Consider the following 22,960-nt stretch of genomic DNA (forward strand, 5'->3'; position numbering starts at 1 on the left):
CCGCCGGTCATCGACCCGCGGCTTTCCGTGGCTTTTGGGAAAGAAGGGCTGAAGCCGCGCCATCTGCGCCTCGGTCAGCCAGAAAAGGTTGCTCATGATCCAGTCTCCTTTCGGAGCTTGACTCAGGCCGAGCCCACAAAATCAATGGGTCCTGACCCTAAAGATTCTAAGCATTTTGGCCATTTGATCGAGCTGCTGTGCAGCTATTACCGTGGAAAGGGCGGCGAAAAACCAACAAGCGGCGCATTGAAGCAGGCAGACGATCTCGCCAAGGCCCATGAGAAGTGGAATGCTGCGCTTGCATCTGGCAAGACACCGAACGCCAAGAGCATTATCAAGGCCGTGTCGACCGTCTATGAATCCGCGCGTGCCGCGGTCTTGACTGGTGATCCAGATAAGGATTGGCGAACCATTCGCGCGGTCCTCGAAGGTGGGCCTTGCCCGCGGTTACGCGAGGTCGGATCGGAAGTGCGCAACATTCGCATCCTGGAACGCGGCTCGCAGCTAAGGCAGAGCCTCACCCAAGATTGGCGTGACCATGGTGCATACCTGAACGCACTTGAAATCGTTCGCCAAGCCTTCGTACGGGACCATTTCGCGACGGATATCAAGCCGGAGACGGGGGTCGTGATCATGAACATGCGCAAAGCGAAGGGAAAGCAGTTCGACGAAGTCATTATCTTTGAAGGCTGGCCAGTGATCCGCAATCGAAAGATCATCGCGAACCCACATCGCATTGTGCGGGACAACGATAGGAAACATATAGCTGACGATGTTCGCCAGAACTTCCGGGTGAGCGTGACGCGGGGACGTCAGAAGACGACCATACTAACGCCGAAAGCTGATCCATGCGTGCTGCTGTTGGGGAATCCGTGATCCGTTGCCTGCTGGTGCCCGCCATTGCCTGCGACTGCGCGCTTATGCGTGCTGGTGCGGTTTTTCTGGCTGGGTGTTGATGTGGCGTTGATGTAGATGCGTGAACGTCAAAAGTCCCGCTGGTTGGCGGGGCACATGTCATTGATAATATTCTATTTTTTGGTTGCGGGGGCAGGATTTGAACCTGCGGCCTTCAGGTTATGAGGGCTACCCCTGAACGCCGAATAACCTCGTGATTTCAGCTTGTGAGTCGATTTTCAGACTCACAACGTCGGCGTCGTGTCGCACGGAACAGCCGCAAACCTCTGGTAGGGAACGGGAATCAGACCTCACTCAGGGCTCGAACTGGTTCACCAAGACCGCCTTCTTCAAATCGCCACCGCGTGCATTGAACCGTGGCGCAAAACCCTCGATCAGGATCGCTTCGAAGGAGGCTAGCAGCAAGTTCAGGTTGCTCTCCCCTTGCGCCTTGAACTCCCACTTAGGCGACAGCCGTCGCGCGTCATCCTTCTCGGTCTTCAGGTTGAACTTTTCGACTTCCATGAAGCCGAACCACGAAAAGAGGCTCCAGCCGTTCCGATACACGCCCTGCCGATGCATGTTGAGACGGTCGCCAATCGCCTGACCGCCCGCTGAATCGCGCCGGGTCAATCCTGCTTGGCCGGCATAAACTGGATGCAGAGAGTCGTCGTAGAGGACATAGACCCCTTTTTGGCCCCAGAAATTCATCTGGAGATTTCGCCTGTCAAAGTTCGCAGCAACCTTCCCCTTCCCCATCCAGCCTCCTGGCTGGCCGAGAAGTTGTCGCGAGTTCCATTCGATCAGATCTTTCCGCCAATACAGCCCATAGAACTTGATGAATCCAGAATCGCCAGCCGGTTCCTCACGGGTCAGGACCAAGTCGTCGTCGTTTTCGTTGGCCGTATCGGGTGTAGTGCTCATGGTCAGCGACTTCCAAAGGACTTCAACGCAATGGATATCTTGCGTATTCGCTCCTGTCACCCCAGCAGCTTCGCCTCGACCATGGCCATGGCCTTCTGGTGGTCTGGCGAGGGGAACAGGTGGCCGTAGCGTTCCATGGTCATCTGGATCGAGGAATGGCCCGCGAAGGTCATGATCTCCTTGATCGAGAAGCCCTGTTCGATCCACAGCGACACAGCGAAGTGGCGCAGGTCGTGCCAGCGCATCGTGACCTCGACCTTTTCCAGCAGCTTTCGGAAGCGCGCCTGCGTCTTGGTGTGCTGCAGGATCCCGCCCTGTGGTGCGGGGAAGACCAGATCGAGAGCGTTCTTCGGGCAGCGCAGTTTCCAGCGGCGTAGGGCATTCAGCACCATGGGCCCTGCCGGGATGTCGCGGAACCCCGCCCGCGATTTCGGCTCGCCCATCTGGTTGTAGGCGTCGGCGCGCTGGCGGATGTGAATGAAACCCTTGTCGAAATCCACATCAGTCCAGCGCAGGCCCCGCAGTTCGGAGGCGCGCAACCCGCCGAGTGCCGAGACGATCAGGTGCGGTTTGAAGTCCTCCTCGGCCGCCTCGATGAGGGCGCGGATCGCCTCCTTGGTCGGCACCGGGGCCTTGTGCTCGATCCGACTGGACTTGATCACCCGCACTCCTTGCGCGGCATTGGTGAACAGCTGGCCGTTGTCGATGGCGTGGTCGAGCAACAGCTTTAGCACCGACAGCGCGCGGCGGGTCAGATGTTCGGATCGACCGTTCAGCAGCATCCGGTCGCGGAACTCGTTGACATGGCGGCGGGTCAGTTGGGCGATCAGCTTGTCCCCGATGCCGATCTCGGGCGCGGTGATGTGCAGGCGCACGTAATCGCTGTAGCCGCGCAGGGTGGACCGCTCCATCCGCCTCCCTGTCTTGCAGCGCACCTCGCAATGGTCGAGCCAAGCCTTCGCGGCCTCAGCCACGGTCGTACTGTCGCTATCGGCCAGATAGGTGTGGTTGGCCACCAGCGAGCGGACCTTGACCAGATAGACGTCCGCATCCTTCCGGCGCGGGAACAGCTTCGACCTTCGTTTGCCCGTCTGGTCGGTGAAATCCACCTGCCACCGGACTAGGCCCGAGGGCAGCGTGCGTTTGCGGATCGTGGCCATGGGTTCCCTCCGTGAGCGTAAGAAACGGGACCAGTTGTCAAAGCCCGTTAATTGGTGATATGAACCGTCTCATATGCACTTGCAACGGATTGTTGCTTGTGTAAAGCCCTCGTTCATGATCGGAGCCCATGACAATGACAGCCAGCGAACGGAACGGTGCGGAAGCGCCCGAACCGCTCTTTCATGGCGACGCGGAAGCGGTGGCGGCATCGGGGATGCCCCTGCCCAGCCTGCGTGTCCTGCAAGCTGCCGGTGCCATTCAGGCGCAGAAAACCCCCAAGGAGCACGGCGGCTTCAAGCGGATGTGGAGCGAGGAGGATGTGCTGATCGCCTCGATCGGCGCGGCAATCAGCGAGCACTTCGCCTGGAACATCCGCATCGTGGCCGAGGCCATGGCCAAGACACGGCCCGGCACATGGGCTGCACTGACTGCCTCGATTGCGGAGACCATCTCACCCGACGCCGGTGCATTGATCCGGTCATCGGAGGACGACTGGCATCTCGACCTGATCGACCGGAAGTTCCTGTTCCTGCGACTGCCGCCACTTTTCGCCACCATCTTCCACGACGCGCCACCCGGTGAGAGCGACCTGATCCTCGGCTACGCGAAATCGAAGGACACGTTCCAGATGCTGCCGTGGCTGGCTGGAAGTCCGCAGGGCCTCGCCAAACTCTCGAAAGCATCTTCCCCGGCGCAGGCCACCGCCGCCGAACGCATCTACAAACTGGCCATGGCGACCCGCGCCAACGCGCTGAGCTCCGCCAGCATCAACATCAGCATGCAGGTTCGCGCCGCGTGGCGCCGCCTCCACGGACTTGACGCCCACTTCCTGCAAGACGCCCTGCCCTAGAAAGGAGACCCAGCCATGACCAAGCACCCCGGTTCCGTTGAGAACCTTCAGCAGACCGCGACCGAGGTGACGCTCGGCGATGATCTGCTGCATGGCGCAGATGCAATCGCCAGGTTCGTGTTCGGCGACGCGAAGCACCGCCGCAAGGTCTATTACCTGACCGGCGAGGCCCCGAGGGGCATGCCGCACTTCAAGATGGGCTCGGTGATCTGCGCCCGCAAAAGCACGCTGCTGAACTGGATCGCACAGCAGGAGCGTTTCACCCCGGGCGAGTGACGCGGCAGCCGCAAATGTCCTGAGGTCCGCGATCCGGTCGCGGGCTCCATTTCCATCAGATGCATAGCGAACACCCGCTCCATGACCCTTCAGGACCATCCGCTCGACTTCAACGACGTACCGCCCGTACGCAAAGGGCGTTCGCCCCGGCGCATGTCCATGACGCGGGTGGCGGAACTGCTGAACGACCGGATCGCCGATCTCGCCGTCGAACTGCTCGGCACCCCGAACCGCGCCCTGTCCAGCGCACAGCAGTTGCGCTTCGGGACCAAGGGCAGCATCGCGGTGGAAATCGCAGGCAAGGATGCCGGGCGCTGGTATGACCATGAGGCCGGAACGGGCGGCGCTGGGCCGGAACTGATCCGTCATCACTTCGGGATGGACGAAAAGGCTGCATGGGACTGGGCACGGCACTGGCTGGGCGATGCGGAAATGCCTGCCTCCTGGACCGCCGCCAAACCGGCGACCACCAAACCCGCCAAGGCCCCGGCATCTGGCCCGGCCCGCACCGTGGAATTGTCGGAAGCCGAACTCGCAGCCAAGGTCGCAGAGATCGTGCGCCAGACCGAGGTTCCGAATGGCACACCAGCCCATGCCTATCTGGTCGGGCGCGGGATCGCCATTCAGCCCCCCGCCTGCATCCGCTTTCGCCGGAACGCTTATGGCAGCTATGGCGCGATGGTCGCGCTGGCGACCGATGCGGCGGGCGAGGTGCTGGCCATCCAGCAGGTCTATCTGACCGCCGAGGGCAAAAAGGCCCCGGTCAATCCAGTCAAGCGCACCAACAAGGCTGTCGAAGGATGGGGCGAACGTTCCGCGGTGCGCCTGCCGGGCCGCGAACCTCTGGTGCTTTGCGAGGGTGTCGAAACCGCGCTTTCAGTCTGGCAGGCCACAGGTCAGGAAGTCTGGGCCTGCCTCGGCGTCTCGAACATCGGCCGCGCGCCCGTGCCCGACAAGGCCACGGTGATCATCGCCCGCGATGGCGATGCGCCCGGCAGCAAGGCCGAGGGCCAGATCCTGCGCGCCGCCAGCAGTCTCGCTGCGCGCGGGATCACCGTACAGATGGCCACCCCGCCCGAGGGCGAGGATTTCAACGACATCCTGGTGCGCGAGGGCGAGGAGGCCATTCGAAACCGGATCGCCGGTGCCGCGCCCTTTCGCCCGGACCAAGCCGAGCAGGGACGAAAGCGCCTCTACATCGGATCGGACGTGGAGATGGCGAAGCGCGTGCGCGAGGACCTGACCGAACGCCATGGCCGCATCGTTCATGCCGAAGGCGAGTTCTGGCGCTACAGCGGCACCCATTGGGAGGCGACCCCGGCCCACGAACTGCGCCTGCCGGTGCATGCCTATGACGGGGCAAGCTTCGAGACGCCCGCGGGTGAGCCCTCGAACGTCAAGCTGACCCAAACCCGCGTCAACTCCGTCCTGCACGAATGCGCCGCCCTCTGCGCCGAGCCCGGCTTCTTCGACACTCCGCCTGCGGGGATCAACTGCGCCTCAGGCTTCCTGCGCTTCGATGCCACCGGCACGCCGCATCTGGAACCGCACCACCGCAATCACCGCTGCCGCCACACCCTGCCCGGACGCTGGACCCCCGGTGCCTCCGGCATCCCGCCCGAAGGCTCCATGCTGCGCCGCCTGCTGACCGGCAGCTTCAAGGGCGACCCGGACGCTCACGCGAAGTGCAACCTGCTGGCCGAGATCTGTGGATCGGCCGCGCTGGGCTATGCCACGCGCCTGGTGCAGCCCCGTGCCGTCGTGCTTCATGGCAAGACCGCCGAGAACGGCAAGAGCCAGATCCTCGATCTCGCGCGCGGGCTTCTGCCCACCAGCGCCATCTGTTGCGTCCCTGCCGCCAAGATGGGCGACGAGCGGCATGTCACTGGGCTGGTCGGGAAACTCCTGAACGCCTCCGACGAATTGTCGCCCGAGGCCATCGCCTCCAACATCTTCAAATCCGTCGTCACCGGGGAGCCGATCGAGGGGCGCGATGTCTACAAGAGCCGGGTCGAGTTCCGCTCGGTGGCGCAGAACCTGTTCGCCGCTAACCAGTTGCCCAGCTTCAAGGGCGGCGTGGACCGGGGCGTGCAGCGCCGCCTGCTCTTGATCCCCTTCACCCGCACCATCCCCCTCGAAGAACGCATCGAGGATATCGGCAAGCGCATCGCCTCCGAGGAAGCCGACCTGCTGCTGGCATGGGCGGTCGAAGGAGCCTCGCGGTTGATCCGCCAGCGCAACTTCGCCATCCCGGAAAGCTGCCGCGACGCGCTGATCGAATGGGTGCTGGGCGAAGACCCGGTGCTGGCCTGGATCGACGCTTGCGTGAAGGTCGTGCCCATCGTGAACGGCGGTCCGATGCTCGCGACCCGCGATGCCTACATGCGGTTTCAGAACTGGGCGCAGGCCGAGGGCTTCAAGACCGAGAAGATCCCTGCAATCAACGGCTTCGTCCAGCGCGTCCAGGCCCAGGTGGCCGGGATCCAGCACAAGCGCACCAGTGCAGGCCGGTTCTTCCTCGGCATCACAGTGACGCAGTGGTGACGCAAGAATGACGGACTTTGGCGCGCAACCCATTGAAAGTGTTGAGATGACGCACTTGGCTCCAACCTTTTTGATAGAAGGGGAAAACCACTCAACCCTGAAGGTTCAGATTACCCCCTATATAAAATGTTCCCCGGGCAGGTGCGTCATCTCAACACTTTCAGAGACTTACGCCCCGCAGCCCGTCATTCCTGCGTCATTCTTGCGTCATCCGCCGTGCCCCTCGGGCCGGACCGAGGGGCATCAATCGGCAAGGATCGGGAACGCGGCGGTTCCTCTTGGGCCAATTCGTATGCGGGGGAGCGCAGCGAATTGGCCCGCCAGCGTCAGGGGGCAGAAATGACTAAACTCAACGCCTCTGAAACGAAGACCGCCTTTGCCGCGCGGGTGGGCCTGACCAAGGGCCGCATCTCGCAACTGGTGGCCGAGGGCCTGCCGGTGCGCGCGGATGGGCAGATCGACGTGGCGGTGGGCCTCGCCTGGATCGAGGACAACCTCGACCCGGCCCGCCGCAAAAATGGCGGTGCCAGCCCTGCCCCTGCCCGCGTCTCGACCACGCTGGCCGAGGCCAAGCGGCTGCATGAGATCGTCAAGGTGCAGCGCGCCAAGCTGGCCTTCGAGAAGGAACAGGGCCTGCTGGTGGAAACCGCCGCCGCCACCCGAACCGTGTTCGCGCGCGCCCGTGCCGAACGCGACGCCCACATGGCGTGGGTCCAGCGCACCGCGCCGCTGCTGGCGGCCGAGGTGGGGGCCGATCCGCGTGCCACCTTCGCCGCGCTGGACCGGATGATGCGCGAGCATCTGGAAAACTTGGCCGACATGCCGCTCGGGAGTTTTGGCGATGGTGCCTGAGATTGACCTCGCCTGGCGGCGCGGGATCCGCCCCGAACCGCCGATCCCGGTGTCGGACTGGGCCGACCGCAATCGCATCTTGCCGCCCACATCGGCGGAACCGGGGCGCTGGCGAACGGACCGCACGCCTTACCTGCGCGCGGTGATGGATGCCCTGTCCACCTCCAGCCCCTATGAACGGGTCGTGCTGATGAAGGGCGCGCAGACGGGCGGGTCCGAGGCAGGGCTCAACTGGCTCGGCTACATCATCCAGAACGCCCCCGGCATCGCCATGCTGGTCATGCCCTCGCTCGAAATGGTGCGGCGCAACACCACCGTGCGGATCGATCCGCTGATCGACGCCACCCCTGCCCTGCGAGACCTGGTTTCGGCGCCCCGGTCCCGCGATGCCGGGAACAGCCTGTTCCGCAAATCCTTCCCCGGTGGCCAGCTGGTGATGACCGGGGCGAACAGCGCGGCAGGGCTTCGGTCCACGCCGGTCCGCTACCTGTTCCTGGACGAGGTGGACGGCTATCCCGGCGATGCCGATGGCGAGGGCGACCCGGTCGATCTGGCCATCCAGCGCACCACCACCTTCCGGGGGCGGCGCAAGATTTACATGGTGTCGACGCCCACGTTGAAAGGCCATTCCCGCATCGAAGCGGCCTACCTTGACAGCGACCAGCGGTATTTCCATGTCCCCTGCCAGCACTGTGGCGACATGGCCCCGATCACTTGGGCGCGTATCCGCTGGCCCGAGGGACAGCGCGACGCCGCCTATCTGGTCTGCGAAGCTTGCGGCGGCGTGCATTACGAGCACGACAAGCCCCGCCTGATGTCTGCCGGTGAATGGCGGCCGACCGCGCTGGGCGATGGCCGCACGGCAGGGTTCCACCTGTCGTCGCTCTATTCGCCTTGGGAAACTTGGGCAGAGATCGCGCAGGAACATGCCCGTGTCGCCAAGGATCCGGCCCGGCTTCAGGTCTGGGTCAACACCAAGCTGGGCGAGTCCTGGGAGGACCAGGCGGGCGACACAGTCCCCGCCGACCCGCTGATGGCACGGCGCGAGGATTGGGGCAGCGACCTTGCCCCGGGCGTGGCCGTACTGACGGCGGGCGTCGATGTGCAGGGCGACCGGCTCGAGGTGCAAATCGTCGGCTGGGGCCGTGACGAGGAGGCGTGGGTGATCGACTATCGCGTCCTGTGGGGCGACCCTTCCGGCCCGCGCCTGTGGTCCGATCTGGACGGCGTGCTGAACGGCACCTATGGCGACCTCCCCGTGCGCGCCGTCGCCGTGGATACCGGCGGCCACCACACCAAGATGGCCTACGAATTCTGCCGCACACGCCTTGCTCGCCGCATCTGGGCGATCAAGGGCCGAGGCGGCCCCGGCATCCCGGTCTGGCCCCGCCGTCCCACCCGCAGCAACAAGGCAAAGATCCCGCTCTTCATCGTCGGCGTCGATGCTGTGAAGGATGCCGTCTTCGCTCGCCTGAAACTGACCGAACCCGGCCCCGGCGCGATCCACTTCCCCCGCCGCCTCGACGCCGACTACTTCCGCCAGTTGACCGCTGAACGCGTCGTCACCCGCTTCGAGAAAGGCCGACCCATCCGTTCGTGGCAACCCAAGCGCGACGGCGAACGCAACGAGGCGCTGGACACCTTCGTCTACGCCCACGCCGCCCTGCACGGCCTGATCAGCATGGGGCTGCGGCTGAACGAGGAGGCGGAGGCGCTGACAGGGTTTGCGACGGTGCGGTCGGACGAGACAAGGCGAGTGGTACGTTCGGTCTGGATGACGTAAAGCTTCCGCATACGCCCCTCACCGGCAGACTGTGATCCGGCAAGCAGCAGAGAGATCCTGCCTCCTGTGCGGCTCGGCTGCGATCTGTTCTATAGCGGAACGGGATGTCTGTTCTTTGTTTGTTTCTCTAAATGTAGTAGTTTGACCTTCCCAAACCAGATAGACAGCATCATGACCATTGAAAGCCGCTATGACATCCCGCTGATCGCTTCCCTCGCCCTGAAGGAAAAGCAGATCCAGCAAAACTACCGACCGATCATCGCGGTTCATAAGTGGTTTGCGCGCCGTCCAGGAACGCTGTTTCGTGGTCTTCTCCTATCCGAGTTCTGCGATAAAAGGCTCGACGAGAGCTACTTCGAGAGCCACGATTTTGCGGGCAAGTCGGTCGCAGATCCATTCATGGGAGGCGGAACGCCACTTCTGGAAGCGAACAGGTTAGGTTGCGACGTACAAGGATTTGACATCAACCCGATGTCGGCTTGGATCGTTCGGGAAGAAATAGAACATCTCGACCTTGATGCCTACCGAGCGGCAGCGAATAGCTTGGTTGAGCGATTAGCGGCTGATCTCGGCGATCTCTACCGAACAGATTGCCCGATCTACGGGGATAGAAACGTGCCCGTTAAGTACTTCCTTTGGGTGAAGACAACATCCTGCGAAACCTGCGGGCATGAAGTGGACCTGTTTCCTGGCTACCGAATTTCCGAAGACGCGCGTCACCCCAAGAACGTGCTGGTTTGCGGGTGTTGCGGCGAACTGAATGAAGTCGAGAACACGGAGGACTTGGGATCTTGCCGGGCCTGCAAGTCCGAGCTGACCCTCGCAGGACCAGCAAAACGTGGCTCGTGCGCCTGCCCCAAGTGCGGATCGAAGGCCAAGTTTCCCAAAAACAACCAGGGGCCGCTTGGGCACCGTCTTTTCGCGATTGAGTATTTCAATCCGTCACGCAAGAAGGACCACAAGGGCCGGTTTTTCAAAAAGCCAGACGCGAATGACTTGGAGCGAGCCGCGCGCGCCAAGACGCTGCTTGATAATGTTAAAGGCGGGTTCATCCCGACTGATGAGATCCCGGCGGGCGACGAGACGGATCGCCTGCATCGGTGGGGCTACACGAAATACCACGAACTTTTCAATGCGCGCCAGCTGCTGGGCTTGGAGCTAAGCTGTCAGTTTATCGCAAGCCAAAATGACTTGCGGATCAAGCACGCACTGGCGACGAATCTCTCTGATCTTCTGCGCTATCAGAACATGCTTTGCCGTTATGACACGATGGCACTGAAGTCGTTAGATGTGTTCTCAGTCCACGGCTTCCCAGTTGGGCTCGTGGTCTGTGAGTCGAACCTCTTGGGCGTGGTGAACGATTCTGGTGGCACGGTTGGTTCCGGTGGATGGATAAACATCATCGACAAGTACGCAAAGGCCAAGGCGTATTGCGATGAGCCTTTTGAAGTGCAGCACAGGAAAGGCAAGAAAGTCCGCGTTCCCGTCACCGGAGAATGGATCGGCGAAAGCAGACCAGGGTCACGTGGGCGAGCCATTAGCATCCGTTGTGCCAGCGCCACAGAAGTAGAGCTTCCGCCAGAAAGTCTGGATGCAGTCTTCACCGACCCGCCATACTTCGGAAATGTTCAGTATGCGGAACTGATGGATTTCTGCTACGTCTGGCTGCGGCGTCTAGTCGGCACGGGCGTAGAGGGCTTTGCGCGCGCGAGCACTCGGGCAAGCGAAGAACTGACAGTGAACCTGACGGAGGGCCGTGGCCTCACGCACTTCACGGAAGGCATGGCCAAGGTCTACTCTGCGATGGCGAGAGCCTTGAAACCTGGCGCACCACTCGCCTTTACCTACCACCACAACAAACTCGAAGCCTATCTGTCGATCGCCGTCGCCATTCTCGACGCGGGATTGGTGTGCACGGCAAGCCTTCCATGCCCCGCCGAGATGGGTGGGTCGATTCACATTCAGGGAACAGGCTCCTCAATCGTCGATACAGTGTTTGTGTGCAGACGTCGCGGTACGCCTGTTGAACGTCAGCTCTTCCAGAGCCAACTCGAGCTCAACCGGATTGTGCGCGATGACCTGGCGCAGCTCAAGATCGCGGGCCTGAAGCCGACAGCCGGAGACATCCGGTGTATCGTATTCGGTCATCAGGTCAGGATGGCCATCTGGAATCTCCACTCAGCATGGGATATCCAAAGCCCAACGGATATAAAGCTGGACCGGGTTCGGGCAGCATTGAACTCCCTTGGATCACATGAAGAGGTTATCGCCGCAGACAGGATGCCTTCAAGCTCCACAAGCCCCGATGATACTATGTTCCCAGATGAGGAAGACGACCGGGATGCCGTTGCGTTTTAGTGCGGATTTCGCAGATCCGGATCTGAACTTCGATCCGCTGATCGATGAGGTTTTCGGAGAACTGAAGTCAGGTTTTCTGGAGCTGCCCAAGGGAGCAGGTTTCATTGAGTATCCAGTTTTCGAGACTGGCTACCAAGCACTGAAAAAGGCGACGTTCGGCTTCACGGCAATTGATCAAGAGGCCGTGATAGCAACAGTATATGCGATGCCGATCACATTTATCGTGCTGAGAAGTATCTTGGGGTTTACGCCGTCAGAATGGGCGGATGTCACGACGGAGCGCAAAAAGCTCCAAGTCGACCAAGGAGCTGCGCGAACCATCGATCGAAATTGTCGACTGTCCCCAACAACGGCACTGCGTGACCGAGGCTCCGTCGCCGACGCTCGAATTAAAGCAATGGTGACGGCGGCCTGTGAACTCCTCAAGGAGGGCCCGAGCAAGGTTGATCGCAAGGAGATCTTGCACCGGCTTGACAAGGTCGACACGGCAACAGGTCTCGCTAGCTTGCGCCCGGTCGCTGACTTGGGCGTGCCGTATGCCATGCTACTTTATGAGCGCTTCTTGGGGCGCCCGTTCGCCGGCCACCGCGATTCGGTCAGTGAACTGGTGGGCGACGTCGTTGAGAGCGCTGTTGAGGATGTGCTCGCCAAAGCAGGTGTTGGCTACCGGAAGACCAAGCGTGCCGAACGGATACCGGGATTTGATCAGGCACCGGATTTCATCATCCCCGACGAACACAATCCGTCGGTGATCATCGAGGCGAAGCTGACCGAGGACGATGGGACGGCGCGCGACAAGGTCACGCGCGTGCAACAACTCCGCAACCTCCGGGAGCGCGACGGTCGCGGCTACCAGGTGGTTGCGTGTATCGCCGGACGAGGCTTCAAGGTCAGACGGGCTGACATGAAGCGTCTGCTCGTGGCGACTGACGGCAAGGTCTTCACCTTAGCAACCGTTCAGCATCTGCTCACGGATACGCGGATACGCGACTTTGTCACGCGTCCCTAGCGCGGCTTAGGAGACCAGATTTTCACAGCCAGTTTCGCAAAGGCCGCTTGGCGTGCATCAATGTCCGCCGGGGTCCAAGTCTTTTGCGCGCAAAGCTCTTTGGACATCTTGATCTCCGACTTGTCGTACTCCTTCTGTTTCTCCGAGAATGGATTGTTAGCGACCTTCGAGTTCAGCTTCTTCCCGAGCAGTGTCAAATTACCGATTCGCCGGAGGTAGGCCTTGTGCTGGGCTTCCGTGAAATCCTGCAACCATTCGCCGGTGATGGTCTCAGGCAAAATATGCTCAATGTTAACCTTTTCCTTGTCGGGATTAACGATCAGCTCCTCAGTTCCTGCCGTCATATGCTGGTTCAGCACCCGGAGGTAGTACTTCGCTATACTGACCTTGGAGACTGTTGCCTTCGCGAACGCCTGTTCAAAGCTGATGTCATCGGGAACCACCTTCTCCATTTGCGCCCAAAGGCCCTTCGCATCGGTGATATTCTTTTGCGAAACAGCCTTTGCACATTCGGCATAACCCGTTTCCAGAATGCCGCTGCCGCCTGCGCCGGTCACAAGGAAGCGGACCGTCCAGGCAACCATCATTGGGAATGAGCGATTTACCTCGGCGGGTTCAAAGTTTTTCAGTATGGCGAGCAAGAGCGGACGGATCTGGGTGACCCCGGCGAGATCGAAGACTTCAAGCGACTGGGAAACCTCTTCAGCAAACTTGTTCCACATCCCGTGAGAGGGCGTGGCCACGGCTGCATAGATCGCCGCCGTCTTTGCCAATTCAGCAGCAAAGTCGACCGCTTTGGATTTCGTGGTAACCTCTTTCTTGATCGCGGCGTAGAGATCCTTTTCGCGGGTGAGGCCGTTTTTTGCCACCCACGCGTGACGCACGAAGGTCTTTATCTGCCCCTCATCGCCAATATCGGCAATCGCATTTACCATTGCCGCCCAAGACGACTGGACTTCGGCGAGTTTTTCGGCGGCGAAACTGAAGACGTAGTTCTTCAAGAGATCGATTAGCGATAGATCAAGTCCGCGGTCGTTGAGAACTTCAAATATCAGATAGGCGTTTGCTTCGCTGTCAACCTCGACAGAAATGACCTTCGACTTGTCATGGATGAATTCGAGATAGTCGAGGATCGCGTCGTCTTTTTGCTGCGTCAGATCTACCTTCTTCTTGATGAATGAAGCCGCCAGTGAAGCCGCTTGCACCAAACGCTTCTGTGCCGTGTTGGCCGGTTCAACAGTCCGTTTTGGCTCTTTTGGATTTGCGATGATGCGGTTGAGAAAGAACTCGCGGTCCTCTGGGATCAGGTGAATGTGCGCCTCCACCTCCTGGCTCCGTATGTTTCGGCGGAACAAGTACTTTTGCTCAATATCTTTGGCACGGTCTTCCTGTCCTACCGACACGAAGTAGTCTCGCATGGCAGCGATAAGAATCGCGCACGTAACCAAGCGTTGTTGGCCATCAATGACGAGCTTCCTGCCTTGATCACCCTCGGTGAGGACAACTGTACCAAGAAAGTACTCGCCCTGCTTGGCGTTCAATGCGTCATTGATGTCGCGAAATAGATCTTCGACTTGCTGATCTTCCCATGCGTAGGGACGCTGGTGTGAGGGCACAGAAAGCTTCTTGCTTTCAAGAAGTTCCCCGATTCCTAAGAGGTCAGAGTCAATCCGCTCGAGTTTTTCAACAGTCTTGCCGTTCAATGCAATCTCCAAAGGTCTAGGTCTCTGTCGGTTCGCCGATGAGATGGGTTGATGCAAGACCCCCAGCTATCGGGGCGCTTGTCACTCGATCTTCCCAATCAACCAGAGGACAAAGGGTCAAATATCAGTCATCCGCTCAGTCGCCAAGTCCATTGAGAACACTTCGACCTTGGCCGTAGCTCTGCCCTTGCCTCCCTCTAACCTGCGCCGGAACGTTTGCTGCAATCGGTCCCGACTGGTTTCCCGATCCTTCCCAACCGCTCTGATACCCCGACGCCGCCGCGCATGAGACACTCCGCGCCATGCGGACGCTCTTCCATCGCCTTCTCGGCCTCACGCGCGCTCGCGGCTTCGACGCCGCGGGTGGCGGGCGGCGTTGGGAGGGGGCGCGGACCGTCGACGGGCTGAACGGGGCGATCATGGCGGGCGCGACCACGGCGGCGCGGCGGGCCGGGTGGTATGCGCGGAACAACCCGTGGGTCGCGGCGGCGGTGGACAGCCTGGTTGGCAATGTCGTCGGCGCGGGGATCAAGCCGCAATCCACCCATCCCGACAGAGCGGTGCGCGAGCGATTGCAGATGCTGTGGCTGCGCTGGACCGACCATGCTGACCCGGGTGGGCTTGCCGATTTCTATGGCCTGCAGGCCATGGCCGTGCGCGCGATGGTCGAGGGCGGCGAGAGTTTCGCCCGGCTGCGTGTCGTGCCCGATGCCCCTGCCATTCCCCTGCATATCGACCTGTTGGACCGAGACCAGGTGCCGTTGGACTTGCACCGCGACATCGGCGGCGGCGCACGCATCCGGGCTGGCATCGAGTTCAACGGCGCTGGGCAGCGCACTGCCTATTGGGTGATGAGGGACAGGCCCGGCGATCCGCTGACGTCACTGCGGCTGGAACCGCTGCGCCTGCCCGCCGCCGATTGCCTGCATCTGTTCAAGCCCCTGGCCGCTGGCCAGTTGCGCGGGATCACCTGGCTGGCCCCGGTGCTGTTGCGGCTGCACGAGTTGGACCAGTTCGAAGATGCGGCGCTGGTGAAGGCCAAGGTCGCGGCACTGTTCACCGGCTTCATCACCGATCCCGACGGCACCGCAGGCGGGCTTTCCGGCACGAACACCAACGGCGCGCTGACGGTCGGCATGGAACCCGGCAGCCTCATCCCCTTGCCGCCCGGCACCGACATCCGCTTTTCCAACCCCACCGAAAGCGATGCCTACGGACCCTTCGTGAAGAACCACCTGTGCGCCGTCGCGGCCGGGATGGGCCTGCCCTACGAACTGGTTTCGGGCGATCTGGAGGGCGTGACCTATTCCTCGATCCGCGCCGGGCTGATCGAGTTCCGTCGCCGGGTCGAGCAATTGCAGCACAACGTGGTCGTGCATCTGTTCTGCCGCCCGGTCTGGGAGCGGTTCGTGCGGCTGGCGGTGCTGTCGGGCGATCTGCCCGCCCGCGATTTCGACCGCGATCCGGCCGCTTATCTCGGCTGCGAATGGCTCCCGCCCAAGTTCGACTACGTCGATCCGAAGAAGGACGTCGAGGCCGAGATCCTCGCGATCAACGCCGGGCTCAAGAGCAGGACACAGGCGATTTCCGAACGGGGCTACGACGCCGAACAGGTCGATGCCGAGACCGCCGCCGACAAAGCGCGGTCGGATGCGTTGGGCCTGAGCTTCGGCGCGGCGCCTGTCCAGAAGGAGGACATCCCCGATGAATGACACCGTCACCCTGCTGACCCGCCGCGCCGACCTGGCCCCTTCCAGCGCCGATCGCGACGCCCGCACCGTCGAGGTGATCTGGTCAACAGGTGCCCCCGTACGCCGCCGCGACATGGCTGGCCAGTACATCGAACGCCTCAGTTTGGCGCCCGAGGCAGTGGACCTTTCGCGCCTGCAGGGCGCCAGCGTGCTCGATGCCCACCGCCAATCCGCCGTCCGCGATGTGCTGGGCAGCGTGCAATCCGCTGCCGTCGATGGCCAGCGCGGTACGGCGTTGATCCGGTTTTCGTCGCGCCCAGAAGTGGAACCGCTCTGGCAGGACGTGCTGTCCGGGATCCTGCGTCATGTCTCGGTCGGCTATTCGGTCGAGGAATGGGCCGAGACCACCGAGAACGGCGCGCGCGTGCTGACCGCCGTGCGCTGGATGCCCCACGAGATTTCCCTTGTCCCCACCCCGGCTGACCCCGGCGCACATATCCGCATGGAGACCAACATGACCGACACCATCATCAACCCGGCCCCGCCCGCGGCGCAGACCCGCGCGGCCATCAACACCGAGATCCGCTCCATCGCCCGCATCGCCGGGTTGGATCAGGCTTGGGTCGACGGCCAGATCGACGCCGCTGCCGATGCCGACACCGCTCGTCGTGCGGCCTTCGAGGCGCTGGCGGCCCGGAGTGCGCCCATGATCCGGACCGAACAGGTCCGCGTCGAGATGGGCGAGAGCCACGATGACCCGGCCCTGCGGGCCCGCCAGATGGGCGAGGCCCTTTATGCCCGGATCAACCCGCGCCATGAACTTTCCGAGCCCGCCCGCCGCTATGCCTATGCCACGCCGGTCGATATGGCCAAGGAACTGCTGACCCTGCGCGGCGAATCTACCATGGCGCTGTCGCCCGCCAGCCTCGTCACCCGCGCCCTGCACACCACCTCGGATTTCCCGATCATCCTCGGCAACACCGTGGGCCGCGTCCTGCGCGATGCCTATCAGGCCGCCCCTTCCGGCATCCGCCGTCTTGGCCGCCAGACCTCGGCGCGGGACTTCCGCTCGGTGAACAAGATCATGCTGGGCGAGGCGCCACTCCTCGAGAAGTTGAGCGAGGCAGGCGAGATCAAGGCCGGGACCATGGCCGAGGCGCGCGAGGCCTACAAGATCGAGACCTGGGCCAAGAAGATCGGCATCACCCGGCAGGTGCTGGTGAACGACGACCTCGGCGCCTTCGCGGACCTTGCCCGCCGCATGGGCCAAGGCGCGGCCGAGACCGAGGCACGGATCCTCGTTACCCTCTTGGAGGCGAACAGCGGTAACGGCCCGGCCCTGTCGGACAGCAAGGCGCTGTTCCATGCCGATCATGGCAACAAGGCGGCCAGCGGCGCAGTGATTTCCGACACCACCCTTTCGGCCGCCCGGCTGGCGCTGCGCACGCAGAAAGGCATCGACGGTCGCATCATTCGGGTCACTCCGAAGAACCTGCTGGTCCCGCCCGCGCTGGAGACCGTGGCTGAGAAGTGGCTCGCCACCATCGCGCCCGCCACCGCCGCCGATGTGAACCCGTTCTCGGGCGCAATGTCGCTGGTGGTCGAACCGCGCCTGACCAGCGCCACCCGCTGGTATGTCACCGCTGATCCGGGTGAAATCGACGGCCTCGAGTTCGCCTACCTCTCGGGCAACGAAGGGCCCCAGGTCGAAAGCCGGTCGGGGTGGGACGTGGACGGCGTGGAAATCAGGGTGATCCTCGATTTCGGCGCAGGCTTCATCGACCACCGCGGTTGGTTCCAGAACCCCGGGGCGTAAGATGGCCGACCTTACCCAACTCACCGCCTGGCGCGATGCCCTGATGGCCGCCCGCTATCAGGGTATCCGCACCGTCGAATACGACGGCAAGCGGGTCACCTATGCAACCGATGCCGAGATGGCGGCGGCGCTGGGCGACCTTAACCGCCAGATCACCAGCACCACGGCGCGCATCGCCGTGGTCCGCATCCAATCCTCGAAAGGGCTATGACCATGAAGAACCATGTCCAAAGGGGCGACATCATCACCATGCCCGCGCCCGCAGACGGCATCGCCTCTGGCGAAGGCACGATCATCGGCAACATCTTCGGCATCGCCGCCTATGCGGCCGCCGTGGGCGAACCGGTCGAACTGGCCACCACCGGCGTCTATCAGCTACCGAAAGCCACCGCTGCAGTCTTGACTGTCGGCGCGCGCGTCGCCTGGGACAACACAGCGAAGAACATCAACGTGCCGGGCGCTGGGCGCTTCCCCGTGGGCGTGGCGATCGAGGCGGCCGGGAATGGCATCACCAGCGTCGCGGTTCGCCTCGATGGCGTGGGGACCGCCGCAGCATGATGGAGCGGGACATTCGCGCCGTGCTGGATGGCCTCCGCCTTCTGGTCGAGGACAGCAAGGACGCAGGTAAGCTGCAGGCCATGCGCAACTACGCAGCCATCAAGGCCCTGTGCGCCGACCTCCGGAGGTCGGCCGAGGAGTATAACGGCACGCGGAACATCACCATGGTGATCAGCGAGTTGGAGAACCATATGGCTGCCGTCGCCGGGCTGTTCCCGACTTGGGACTTGCCGAGGGATCAACACCTCGTGGGCGCCCATGCCGCCATCAGCAAGGTGGCCATGGGGACGTGCTTTGGCCAGTAAGGAGACAACTCAATCGGCTGAAGGAACGTCCCGCGAACATCCGATCATTCCCGTGTCGCATGGGTGTTGCACGGAGGAATCGGGGGTATTCGTAAGGGTTTGGAATCTTTGGGGAATGTGTTGTGGCGCGTTGCAACGCCAAAAACGCCCCTTGGGGCGCCATGCATTGGCCTAAGCCTTTGATATTGTGTTAGAAAGTCTGGTTGCGGGGGCAGGATTTGAACCTGCGGCCTTCAGGTTATGAGCCGAACCCGTTGATTTTTATGAATCTTTTGATTTCAGAGACTTAGCGGACAAGCCTTTGATCTGGCGAATTCTTTCGCCGGAGACTGCCAGCTTGCGTCGTCATTCAACGGCGTTCAGAGTCTCCCAACCAGCATTTGCGGGTTGACCAGGCGTTGACAAGAAGCTCGACGATTAGGTGGATCTTGAGGGCAACAGGAACCGCTCACTGCTGCTTCGTCGGACGACCGGCCAGTCTGTGGCTCACGCCCCGAAGAGCATTGTCCGAACGAAGATGAACATCACGAACAGCAGAACAGCCATGGCAAGAAGGGCAAAGACCCCGCCAGCCAAGGCCGCAAGTGGCCTGTGAAAGACCACCAGCAAGGCGACAACAATGATGGTGACGAGGTTTTCCATCATACACTCAGTCCTCTCGCGGGTCGGGCCTCGACGCGAACTCCCGCTCTCCGGCCGCCCGCGCATCGCGAATATGATGGAACGCACCGGGAATTGCCCGGCCAAGAATCTCAAGCGAGTAGACGTCCTTGTCGAGGCTGGAATGGTCGGCCCGCTTGAATATCCGCCCAACAACACTTTCACCGTGGAATGCACGGAACGTGCCTTCGCCGGGGCGATGCTTCTCCCAAGACAACAGACCTGTCACCTCGAACTCGACTGTCCTGGGCTTCGCGGCCTCGATAGCGTCAAGTGCCTCGAGAAGACGACGGGCGTCCTCGTCGCCGGGCTTTCTTCCCAACACTGCGCTGGCATTGCCGCGCAAGGTCGCCAGAGCCTTGGCATTCATGCTGGGTAGCCGGGCAATTGTCTTTTCGATGTGGCTCATGTCGTCCTCCTGCTTCAGTTCGGATCAAGGCTCTCGCCGTGCTGGTTCCACCAGCCCGCCAGTCGACGTGCCGCCTCCAGTCCCTCCTCGACTTCCGCCACCTGTGCCTGGAACGGCATCTGTGTCTCGAGCTGTGGAGTGTCGATCACCAGGCCGAGGGAGCGACCAGCAGGTCGAACATACCCGCCGATCGCCTCGAGGCTGGCAGGTAGGGGAAACCCCTTTGCCCGGTTAGCCCAGTCGCCCAACATGATCTTGACCGAAGCCGAAGGAGCCGCGCTGTCTCGGCACTGCAAGGACATTTTCGGCCGAGGGAGCCCGGACCACGTTCGCAGAGTGCGGGGAACATCGAAATAGATCGTCCGCGATCCGGTTGGGCGCACACCATCTCCGTTGGGGTTTCGCTTGATGAAGAGTTCCGGAAAGAACTTCTCTGCGAAAGCCTGATAGTCGGCGAAGAACGCAGCGCTCGACAGATTGGGAACCGGGTCGTACGGGGTTGCAGCCTGAAGAATTGCGGCATCAACCAACGAAAGATCGCCACCCATCAGGCTTTCGCGCAGGGCCTCGTAGCTCACATGATGGTCGAAAGCGGCGCGATGACGCGTTCCCAAAAGGTAGACTTCGGGGGCCAGAAGTACCGAAGCCGCCATCTTGCCGCGAAGGCGCAATGCTGAAACGCTGGCCTTGTATCGAGCCGGTTGGGGATCGCCGGTTCGGGTGACGCTGTAACCTGCGTCGATCTTGTTTTCGATCAACAGAATCGAGCCATCGCCACGGGTGACCTCGAGATCGATGGTGCCGCGATGACCCTCACCGCGATGCGGGGTCTGCACCCTGACACTGGTGATCAGAAGTTCCGGTCTCCGGTCCACAGCATTCAGGAATGATCGTGCGAAATCTGGATTGCCTGCAAGGGCTGCCGCAAAGATGGCGTCTGTCTGTCGTTCATAAATGCGCGTCATTACTTCGTCTCCATACTGTCGGTCTTGGCTTTCCAGCGCCGAAGAAGGGCATTTGCATTGCGTTCACGCGCGGCATGCCAATCAGCCTGGATTCGGACCGTTTGTTCTTTGAGCCGATCGATCTTCGCCTGCAGCGCATCCTCGATGAGGCCGTTGTGCAGACAGCATTCGATCCAGGTGGCATGACTGAAATCGGGGAAGTTCAGTTCGTGGACAGGCGGAAGATCCTTGTTCCATGGGCTCTGCGGATCGTCCCAGTCGAAATTTCCGCGGCTCCAGGGGCAATCCGCGGGCTCACCAGCGAGATGCCAATCACCCGTCAGCCAGTGGCGAAGGTAGGGTGCAGTCGCTGGCGTGTAAGACAGATACCACGGTTCGTAGTGCACCTCGCCCGCGTGCAGGACTGGGTCTGCTTCGAAAAACCAGCCCGGCGACGCCGAACCTCGTTCTGCCCATTCCTCAAGAGGGAGTCCCCCGTCAGGTGTCTTCGGAATTGTTATCCGCCAGGATTCACCGCTTGTCAGGCAAATGTGCGGCCATACTGGCCCGCCGTTTTCATTGCGCGCGTAGAACAAACTCCGTTCGAGGTCGAGTTCGTATCCACCGATAACGTGGTGTCTGCCGCCGAACGGAAGATCATCTGCAAACCTTGCTTCCAAGTAGGGTCGGGTCTCAAGAACACTCGTGTATCCTCCATGACCGCCAGGTGCGATGCAAAGCCTGATCTCGCGGAACCATGCCAAGGTGCCCTTCGCGAATCTGCTTTCTGAAGAGTCCGCAGGGATGCACAAGCGGCGATCTGCAAGATCTTTGACGACGTTATCGAGAAGCCAGCCGTCACCTCTGGCTAGATACTCCGCATCCCACGACCGCAACGCACTTTCGGGACTAAGAAGAAATTCGGATCTCGCGACAAAATATGGCACCCTCAGCAATGGGATTGAAGGAAACGGAAACATTTCCTCGAAATAGAGTGTGTCCTCACAAACAGGACTGATCGGACTCTCAATAGGCTGCATGCAGGCCGTATCGGTTGCGATCAATTTCTCGTTGAACATATCCCACCGGCAATTCATGCGCCGAATGGCGGCGAAGGTCTCATCCAATCGGTTGCGTCTTGCGAGTTCCGCACACAACGCTTTCAACAGGATCTCCAAGGTTTCTGCCGGTCGATCATCGGGTGGAGCAACATCTGTTGATGCCGTGACACGGGACCAGACGGAAAGGTCACGCATCATGTCGAGTTTCCAGTCGTCGGGGTCCTCACCGCAGTTTTCGGCGGCAACAGCCAAACCGACAAGATATGGTTCCAGCGCCTTTTGCGGCGTTGAACTGGTCGAATATGCGTCGAGAAGATGTGGCTGGGTCGTCGGGTCTTCGCCGCGCCGAAGGGTCCAATTGTTCAAACGAAACTCCCGGCGAGACTGATGCGATCGTCTGATCCGTGCGAAGATGGCGTCCTGAAAGGCCTCCTTGCGGACGCCAGCCTCATTTGCCTTCTGCCACGCCCGCGTCAGGTGATAGGCCGCCTTGAGCCGATCCCGGTTGCCGAGCTTCAGGCCCCGCTGAACAGCCTGCTGCTCGATGCCGCGCAGCTTTTCCAGCTCGAACTTGCGCTGTTCTTCGCGACGCATTTCCTTTTCCGAAAGGGGTGCCATTGCCTTTTCACCACCCTCAAGCCCGGCGCCGGTAGCGACGGCCTGCAGTCCCATCATGCAGTGGCATGACCGTTACAATCCTCGCTGTGTCATCGCTCCAGATCACGGCATAGCGACCAAGCCTGTCGTCGATGTTGAGGCCCTGGGAGCGATGACGGCTGACGCGCATCAGACGGCAATTGTCGCCAATCGGCCGCTCGATGTCGGCATGCATCAGGATCGCGTCGATGAAGCGGGTGGTTACACCGCGTTGTGCGCTGCGCAACTGGCTGTGCTCGGAATGTGTCATCATCGCCTCCGTCCTGACTGCACCCAACATGAAACCTGTCAGCGGCTTGGACGAGTCAGATTCTGAATTTGCAGCTATCTTTTTTCAGAATCTGGTGTGTTTATTTTTCAGACTCTCCTTCTTGCACAAGCCATGTCGAGTGCGATCTGCCGCTCAGTTTGGGAAGAAGAGTATGTGGGTCTGTGGCGCATCACCGACACTCAACCATCTGGTCTTCCCCTGCCGGAACACCCCTCCCCACCCCAGTTCCACCTT

Annotated in this window: 21 protein-coding genes and 1 pseudogene; 13 read left to right on the plus strand and 9 right to left on the minus strand. The window is 61.4% G+C overall.

The window, feature by feature from the left end; translation table 11 throughout:
* Nucleotides 1-96 (minus strand): annotated as a pseudogene (locus ACK4IU_RS15405) (IS5/IS1182 family transposase); the annotation flags it as partial.
* Between the two features lie 87 nt (nucleotides 97-183).
* Between ACK4IU_RS15405 and ACK4IU_RS15410 the strand changes: the two are divergent.
* The gene (locus ACK4IU_RS15410; RefSeq protein WP_409736766.1) at nucleotides 184-876 is read left to right on the plus strand and encodes a hypothetical protein; all 693 of its coding nucleotides are present in this window, start codon (nucleotides 184-186) and stop codon (nucleotides 874-876) included.
* A gap of 333 nt (nucleotides 877-1,209) precedes the next feature.
* Here ACK4IU_RS15410 and ACK4IU_RS15415 read toward each other — a convergent pair whose 3' ends face one another.
* Both ACK4IU_RS15415 and xerC read right to left on the minus strand, forming a co-directional pair.
* On the minus strand, nucleotides 1,210-1,818 hold the full coding sequence (locus tag ACK4IU_RS15415; RefSeq protein WP_409736768.1) for a hypothetical protein: 609 nt from the start codon (nucleotides 1,816-1,818) through the stop codon (nucleotides 1,210-1,212).
* A gap of 56 nt (nucleotides 1,819-1,874) precedes the next feature.
* Nucleotides 1,875-2,978, minus strand: coding sequence for a tyrosine recombinase XerC (gene xerC, locus ACK4IU_RS15420; protein ID WP_409736770.1), 1,104 nt, complete (start codon nucleotides 2,976-2,978; stop codon nucleotides 1,875-1,877).
* Between the two features lie 134 nt (nucleotides 2,979-3,112).
* Between xerC and ACK4IU_RS15425 the strand changes: the two genes are divergently transcribed.
* From ACK4IU_RS15425 to ACK4IU_RS15455, 7 genes are all read left to right on the plus strand, one after another.
* Nucleotides 3,113-3,829 (plus strand): hypothetical protein, encoded by a 717-nt coding sequence (locus ACK4IU_RS15425; protein ID WP_409736772.1) that lies wholly within the window; start codon nucleotides 3,113-3,115, stop codon nucleotides 3,827-3,829.
* A gap of 15 nt (nucleotides 3,830-3,844) precedes the next feature.
* The gene (locus ACK4IU_RS15430; protein WP_409736774.1) at nucleotides 3,845-4,105 is read left to right on the plus strand and encodes a hypothetical protein; all 261 of its coding nucleotides are present in this window, start codon (nucleotides 3,845-3,847) and stop codon (nucleotides 4,103-4,105) included.
* Nucleotides 4,106-4,186: 81 nt separating this feature from the next.
* Nucleotides 4,187-6,649: a toprim domain-containing protein gene (locus ACK4IU_RS15435; RefSeq protein ID WP_409736776.1), complete on the plus strand. Its 2,463-nt coding sequence runs from the start codon at nucleotides 4,187-4,189 to the stop codon at nucleotides 6,647-6,649.
* A gap of 339 nt (nucleotides 6,650-6,988) precedes the next feature.
* The gene (locus tag ACK4IU_RS15440; protein ID WP_409736778.1) at nucleotides 6,989-7,501 is read left to right on the plus strand and encodes a hypothetical protein; all 513 of its coding nucleotides are present in this window, start codon (nucleotides 6,989-6,991) and stop codon (nucleotides 7,499-7,501) included.
* On the plus strand, nucleotides 7,491-9,284 hold the full coding sequence (locus tag ACK4IU_RS15445; RefSeq protein WP_409736780.1) for a phage terminase large subunit family protein: 1,794 nt from the start codon (nucleotides 7,491-7,493) through the stop codon (nucleotides 9,282-9,284). The genes ACK4IU_RS15440 and ACK4IU_RS15445 overlap by 11 nt, the downstream gene beginning before the upstream one ends.
* Before the next feature lie 171 nt (nucleotides 9,285-9,455).
* The gene (locus ACK4IU_RS15450) at nucleotides 9,456-11,642 is read left to right on the plus strand and encodes a DUF1156 domain-containing protein (RefSeq protein WP_409736782.1); all 2,187 of its coding nucleotides are present in this window, start codon (nucleotides 9,456-9,458) and stop codon (nucleotides 11,640-11,642) included.
* Nucleotides 11,608-12,651, plus strand: a complete 1,044-nt coding sequence (locus ACK4IU_RS15455; protein ID WP_409736784.1) for a hypothetical protein — start codon at nucleotides 11,608-11,610, stop codon at nucleotides 12,649-12,651. Before ACK4IU_RS15450 ends, ACK4IU_RS15455 begins: the two co-directional genes overlap by 35 nt.
* Here ACK4IU_RS15455 and ACK4IU_RS15460 read toward each other — a convergent pair.
* Complete coding sequence (locus tag ACK4IU_RS15460) at nucleotides 12,648-14,354, minus strand: DUF262 domain-containing protein (protein WP_409736786.1); 1,707 nt, start codon at nucleotides 14,352-14,354, stop codon at nucleotides 12,648-12,650. The genes ACK4IU_RS15455 and ACK4IU_RS15460 overlap by 4 nt on opposite strands.
* A 302-nt stretch (nucleotides 14,355-14,656) precedes the next feature.
* Between ACK4IU_RS15460 and ACK4IU_RS15465 the strand changes: the two genes are divergently transcribed.
* Genes ACK4IU_RS15465 through ACK4IU_RS15485 form a run of 5 tightly spaced genes read left to right on the plus strand, consistent with a single transcriptional unit; the run spans nucleotide 14,657 to nucleotide 18,724 of the window.
* Nucleotides 14,657-16,066, plus strand: a complete 1,410-nt coding sequence (locus ACK4IU_RS15465; RefSeq protein WP_409736788.1) for a phage portal protein — start codon at nucleotides 14,657-14,659, stop codon at nucleotides 16,064-16,066.
* Nucleotides 16,059-17,861 carry a prohead protease/major capsid protein fusion protein gene (locus ACK4IU_RS15470; RefSeq protein ID WP_409736790.1) on the plus strand — a complete coding sequence of 601 codons (1,803 nt, stop codon included), beginning with the start codon at nucleotides 16,059-16,061 and terminating at the stop codon, nucleotides 17,859-17,861. The genes ACK4IU_RS15465 and ACK4IU_RS15470 overlap by 8 nt, the downstream gene beginning before the upstream one ends.
* Before the next feature lies 1 nt (nucleotide 17,862).
* Nucleotides 17,863-18,072, plus strand: coding sequence for a phage head-tail joining protein (locus tag ACK4IU_RS15475; RefSeq protein WP_409736792.1), 210 nt, complete (start codon nucleotides 17,863-17,865; stop codon nucleotides 18,070-18,072).
* Nucleotides 18,069-18,419: a DUF2190 family protein gene (locus tag ACK4IU_RS15480; protein ID WP_409736794.1), complete on the plus strand. Its 351-nt coding sequence runs from the start codon at nucleotides 18,069-18,071 to the stop codon at nucleotides 18,417-18,419. Before ACK4IU_RS15475 ends, ACK4IU_RS15480 begins: the two co-directional genes overlap by 4 nt.
* Nucleotides 18,416-18,724: a hypothetical protein gene (locus ACK4IU_RS15485; RefSeq protein ID WP_409736796.1), complete on the plus strand. Its 309-nt coding sequence runs from the start codon at nucleotides 18,416-18,418 to the stop codon at nucleotides 18,722-18,724. Before ACK4IU_RS15480 ends, ACK4IU_RS15485 begins: the two co-directional genes overlap by 4 nt.
* Before the next feature lie 486 nt (nucleotides 18,725-19,210).
* On the opposite strand, the gene ACK4IU_RS15490 is transcribed toward ACK4IU_RS15485, so the two are convergent.
* From ACK4IU_RS15490 to ACK4IU_RS15510, 5 genes are read right to left on the minus strand one after another with little or no spacing between them, the layout of a single operon-like run.
* Nucleotides 19,211-19,369 (minus strand): hypothetical protein, encoded by a 159-nt coding sequence (locus tag ACK4IU_RS15490; protein ID WP_409736798.1) that lies wholly within the window; start codon nucleotides 19,367-19,369, stop codon nucleotides 19,211-19,213.
* A 4-nt stretch (nucleotides 19,370-19,373) separates the two neighbouring features.
* Entirely contained in the window at nucleotides 19,374-19,793 is a 420-nt protein-coding gene (locus tag ACK4IU_RS15495) for a hypothetical protein (RefSeq protein ID WP_409736800.1), read from the minus strand.
* Nucleotides 19,794-19,807: 14 nt separating this feature from the next.
* Complete coding sequence (locus ACK4IU_RS15500) at nucleotides 19,808-20,758, minus strand: hypothetical protein (RefSeq protein WP_409736802.1); 951 nt, start codon at nucleotides 20,756-20,758, stop codon at nucleotides 19,808-19,810.
* On the minus strand, nucleotides 20,758-22,473 hold the full coding sequence (locus tag ACK4IU_RS15505; RefSeq protein WP_409736804.1) for a hypothetical protein: 1,716 nt from the start codon (nucleotides 22,471-22,473) through the stop codon (nucleotides 20,758-20,760). The genes ACK4IU_RS15500 and ACK4IU_RS15505 overlap by 1 nt, the downstream gene beginning before the upstream one ends.
* Nucleotides 22,433-22,705, minus strand: coding sequence for a hypothetical protein (locus ACK4IU_RS15510; RefSeq protein WP_409736806.1), 273 nt, complete (start codon nucleotides 22,703-22,705; stop codon nucleotides 22,433-22,435). Before ACK4IU_RS15510 ends, ACK4IU_RS15505 begins: the two co-directional genes overlap by 41 nt.
* Nucleotides 22,706-22,960: the final 255 nt, after the last annotated feature.

Origin of the sequence: Tabrizicola flagellatus, assembly GCF_046295235.1 — a bacterium.
Taxonomy (GTDB): Bacteria; Pseudomonadota; Alphaproteobacteria; order Rhodobacterales; family Rhodobacteraceae; genus Tabrizicola; species Tabrizicola flagellata_A.

Coding starts and splice junctions, on each gene's coding strand:
- ACK4IU_RS15415 (WP_409736768.1), bottom strand. CDS start 1,818: ATGAGCACTACACCCGATACGGCCAACGAAAACGACGACGACTTGGTC.
- xerC (WP_409736770.1), bottom strand. CDS start 2,978: ATGGCCACGATCCGCAAACGCACGCTGCCCTCGGGCCTAGTCCGGTGG.
- ACK4IU_RS15425 (WP_409736772.1), top strand. CDS start 3,113: ATGACAGCCAGCGAACGGAACGGTGCGGAAGCGCCCGAACCGCTCTTT.
- ACK4IU_RS15430 (WP_409736774.1), top strand. CDS start 3,845: ATGACCAAGCACCCCGGTTCCGTTGAGAACCTTCAGCAGACCGCGACC.
- ACK4IU_RS15435 (WP_409736776.1), top strand. CDS start 4,187: ATGACCCTTCAGGACCATCCGCTCGACTTCAACGACGTACCGCCCGTA.
- ACK4IU_RS15440 (WP_409736778.1), top strand. CDS start 6,989: ATGACTAAACTCAACGCCTCTGAAACGAAGACCGCCTTTGCCGCGCGG.
- ACK4IU_RS15445 (WP_409736780.1), top strand. CDS start 7,491: ATGGTGCCTGAGATTGACCTCGCCTGGCGGCGCGGGATCCGCCCCGAA.
- ACK4IU_RS15450 (WP_409736782.1), top strand. CDS start 9,456: ATGACCATTGAAAGCCGCTATGACATCCCGCTGATCGCTTCCCTCGCC.
- ACK4IU_RS15455 (WP_409736784.1), top strand. CDS start 11,608: ATGAGGAAGACGACCGGGATGCCGTTGCGTTTTAGTGCGGATTTCGCA.
- ACK4IU_RS15465 (WP_409736788.1), top strand. CDS start 14,657: ATGCGGACGCTCTTCCATCGCCTTCTCGGCCTCACGCGCGCTCGCGGC.
- ACK4IU_RS15470 (WP_409736790.1), top strand. CDS start 16,059: ATGAATGACACCGTCACCCTGCTGACCCGCCGCGCCGACCTGGCCCCT.
- ACK4IU_RS15475 (WP_409736792.1), top strand. CDS start 17,863: ATGGCCGACCTTACCCAACTCACCGCCTGGCGCGATGCCCTGATGGCC.
- ACK4IU_RS15480 (WP_409736794.1), top strand. CDS start 18,069: ATGACCATGAAGAACCATGTCCAAAGGGGCGACATCATCACCATGCCC.
- ACK4IU_RS15485 (WP_409736796.1), top strand. CDS start 18,416: ATGATGGAGCGGGACATTCGCGCCGTGCTGGATGGCCTCCGCCTTCTG.
- ACK4IU_RS15490 (WP_409736798.1), bottom strand. CDS start 19,369: ATGATGGAAAACCTCGTCACCATCATTGTTGTCGCCTTGCTGGTGGTC.
- ACK4IU_RS15495 (WP_409736800.1), bottom strand. CDS start 19,793: ATGAGCCACATCGAAAAGACAATTGCCCGGCTACCCAGCATGAATGCC.
- ACK4IU_RS15500 (WP_409736802.1), bottom strand. CDS start 20,758: ATGACGCGCATTTATGAACGACAGACAGACGCCATCTTTGCGGCAGCC.
- ACK4IU_RS15505 (WP_409736804.1), bottom strand. CDS start 22,473: ATGATGGGACTGCAGGCCGTCGCTACCGGCGCCGGGCTTGAGGGTGGT.
- ACK4IU_RS15510 (WP_409736806.1), bottom strand. CDS start 22,705: ATGACACATTCCGAGCACAGCCAGTTGCGCAGCGCACAACGCGGTGTA.